The following is a 2,692-nucleotide window of genomic DNA, read 5'->3' on the forward strand; positions in this document are numbered from 1 at the left end:
TGCGCGGTGGATGGTCCCCTGGGCCTGCGACACGCCGCCCGAAACGTGGGTTGACCGAGCCCATGGGTTTCGTCAAGTGTTCTGGCCCCACCGGTCGTCACGAATGTTGGCCCCGGTTGATCGGTGCGCGGGTTGTTGGGACGCGGTCTCGTCGCTGGTTCCGCTCGTAGTTGATGGGCTGCAGGGCGTGTCCGGAACGCGGCTCAGGTTTAGAGGCGTTGGGCGAGGACGACGAATTCGCGGCCGGGCCGGTCGGGTGCTTCACGGATCTCGCGGATGCCGAAGCCTTCAGTCTCGAGGGAAGTCGTGAGTTCGTCTCGGTCGCGGAAGCGCAGCGTGGAGTCTGAGGTCAGCGTGGTGTTGCCGTTGAGGAATCGGTAGGTGTAGCGAAAGGAGACGAGCGGCAGGTCGACAGCGGTGAGTTTCCTGCGTTGCTCGACGGGCCCGAGGCCGGGGACGTCGGCCGTGACCGGCTCGGTATCCGCGGCCCACTCGTCCCATGCTCGGCGCTCGGGGCGCCTGGTCTCGAAGGTGAAGCAGCCGCCGGGCGCGAGTGCGTCATGGACGTGACGCAGCATGGCGGTCCAGTCGTGGTCGGTCAGCACTGCTTGTGCGGCGTTGCCGGTCATGACGATGAGGTCAGTTTGCGCGTCGGCGGGGATGGCGGAGGCGTCGCCCTCGATCCAGGTCACTCGGTCGGCGCCAGGTTTCGCTTGGGCGACATCGAGGGATGCTGCCGCTGGGTCGACGGCTATGACCTGTCGGTCGGTTGCTGCTAGTAGCAGGGCGAGGCAGCCGGTGCCGCAGCCAAGATCAACGACGCGGCGAGCCGCGAGTTCGTCGGCGATGGCGAGGTAGGCGACGAGGTCGTCACGTGACCCGTCGAAGGTGTCGTAGGCCATTGCGAGACGTGGATGCGCAAATATCGGATCGGGCACTGCATGATCGTAGAAACTCGCGGACAACCAGGCGATCGGGTTACTCAACGGGGCTCGTCATCTCGCCCCTTGACGCGGTCGCCTGCATCGCCGCGGTCAGGCTGAGCGCTTGCGGCGTGTGGTCGTCTTGCTAGTGCGCAGGCGGTAAGACTGGGTGCCGGTTTCGAGGATGTGGGCGTTGAAGGTGACGCGGTCGACGATGGCGGCGACGAGCCGCGGGTCGGGAAAGACCGAGCCCCACTCGCTGAAGGGCAGGTTGGTCGCGATCGCGACCGATGCTCGTTCTTCGCGTTCGGTGATGATCTGGAACAACAACTCTGCTCCGCGCGGGTCGATCTGGACGTAGCCCAGCTCGTCGAGGCAGAGGAGGTCGAGTCGTCCGTAGCGGGCGACGACCCGGGATAGCACTCGTTCGTCGGCGGCCTCGACGAGCTCGTTGACGAGTTGTGCGGTGGTGACGTAGCGGACGCGGCGGCCCTGTTCGCAGGCGGCGAGGCCGAGGCCGATGAGCAGGTGGCTCTTGCCCGTTCCGGAGTCGCCGAGCAGCACAACCGGTTCGCCGGCGTCCATGTAGTGCCCGGCCGCCAGCTGGCCGAGGGTCGCGGGCTGGATGCTGGGGACGGCGTGGACGTTGAAGTCGGCGAGTCGTTTCAGGCGCGGGAACTTCGCGTCGTTGATGCGGCGGGTGCGGCGTCGTTCGGTGCGGTCATCGACCTCGGCGGCGAGCACCTCGGCCAGATAGGCCAGGTGCGTCTGCCGTTCCCGGTTGGCGATCTCGGCCAAGCGAGCCGCTTCGGTGCGGACGGTCGGCAGGTGCAGCTCCCGTGCCGCAGCCCCGATCGATGCCTGCGCGGCCGCGTCAATGGTCGAGACCTTCGAGGTGGTCGTGGTGGTCATGTTCCGCTCCCGGTCAATAGCTGGTCGTAGTCGGTGAGGGTGGGGGCCGGTCGGTCGTAGCGGGCCAGCGCACCGATCGGGACGACCGGTGCGACCTGCGTGGTGTCGCGGCGGGCATCGATCAACACCAGCTGCGGGTCGATGCAGCCCGAGGCGACGGCCCGGTTCATTGCCGCGATGAGCGCGGTGGCGGGCATGCCGCGGTGGGCGAGCAGGATCTCAATCAACGCCCGGGTGCCGGCGGCGTCGCCGCGGGCGCGTCTGGCGGCGTCCCAATAGCCCTGGTGCGAGGCGGTGAACGCTCGGCTGGCCTTCGCCTGTGCGAGTGCAGTGGCTCCGGGCAGTCCGCCGGGCTTGGTCTTGAGGACCTCGAGGTAGTGATCCAGAGTGAGGACTTCGACGTAACGCCCGACTGCGCGTTCGTGACGAGCGACCACCTTCGATCCGTCGTAGACCTCGACCGTCCGCGCGGCGAGCCGGACCGGGAGGCGCCGCCCGGCGTAACGGGCCGGGACGGAGTAGAAGCACTGCCGCACCGACACCCGCGACCGGTTGTCCACGCGCGCCTCAAGCTGCCGTGCCGGGTCGAACGGCTCGACTGGCAGCGGCATCAGGTGCGGTGCCTCGGCCGTGAACGCCGCCTCGATGGTGACGGGCCTGCCGGTGATCACCCGCCCGTCGTCGACCAAGTCTCCGGCGGCGAGCAGCTCGTTCAACGCCGCCAGTGAGTCGACCTTCGGGACCGGGACCAGGTGACGTCGGCGGAAGCGGCCGATCTCGCCCTCGACCCCGCCCTTCTCGTGCGGTCGTGCCCCGGGGAGTGGTGTAAATCGTTCGCGTACAGCTCTGCGTTGTTG

The 2,692-nt window shown here is 68.1% G+C and carries 2 protein-coding genes and 1 pseudogene; all 3 read right to left on the minus strand.

The genetic code is table 11. The features are described 5' to 3' along the window. Positions 1-209 precede the first annotated feature (209 nt). Positions 210-938, minus strand: coding sequence for a class I SAM-dependent methyltransferase (locus tag ACFFC4_RS22215; RefSeq protein ID WP_375504944.1), 729 nt, complete (start codon positions 936-938; stop codon positions 210-212). A 96-nt stretch (positions 939-1,034) separates the two neighbouring features. Next, positions 1,035-1,835: an IS21-like element helper ATPase IstB gene (gene istB / locus ACFFC4_RS22220; RefSeq protein ID WP_375504946.1), complete on the minus strand. Its 801-nt coding sequence runs from the start codon at positions 1,833-1,835 to the stop codon at positions 1,035-1,037. Then, positions 1,832-2,692 (minus strand): annotated as a pseudogene (locus ACFFC4_RS22225) (IS21 family transposase); the annotation flags it as partial. The gene istB and the pseudogene ACFFC4_RS22225, both read right to left, overlap by 4 nt.

This window comes from uncultured Jatrophihabitans sp. (genome assembly GCF_964244045.1).
Taxonomy (GTDB): domain Bacteria; phylum Actinomycetota; class Actinomycetes; order Mycobacteriales; family Jatrophihabitantaceae; genus Jatrophihabitans.

Bases quoted from the DNA above. Each gene is read 5' to 3' on its own strand.
- istB (WP_375504946.1), bottom strand. From the start codon at position 1,835: ATGACCACCACGACCACCTCGAAGGTCTCGACCATTGACGCGGCCGCG.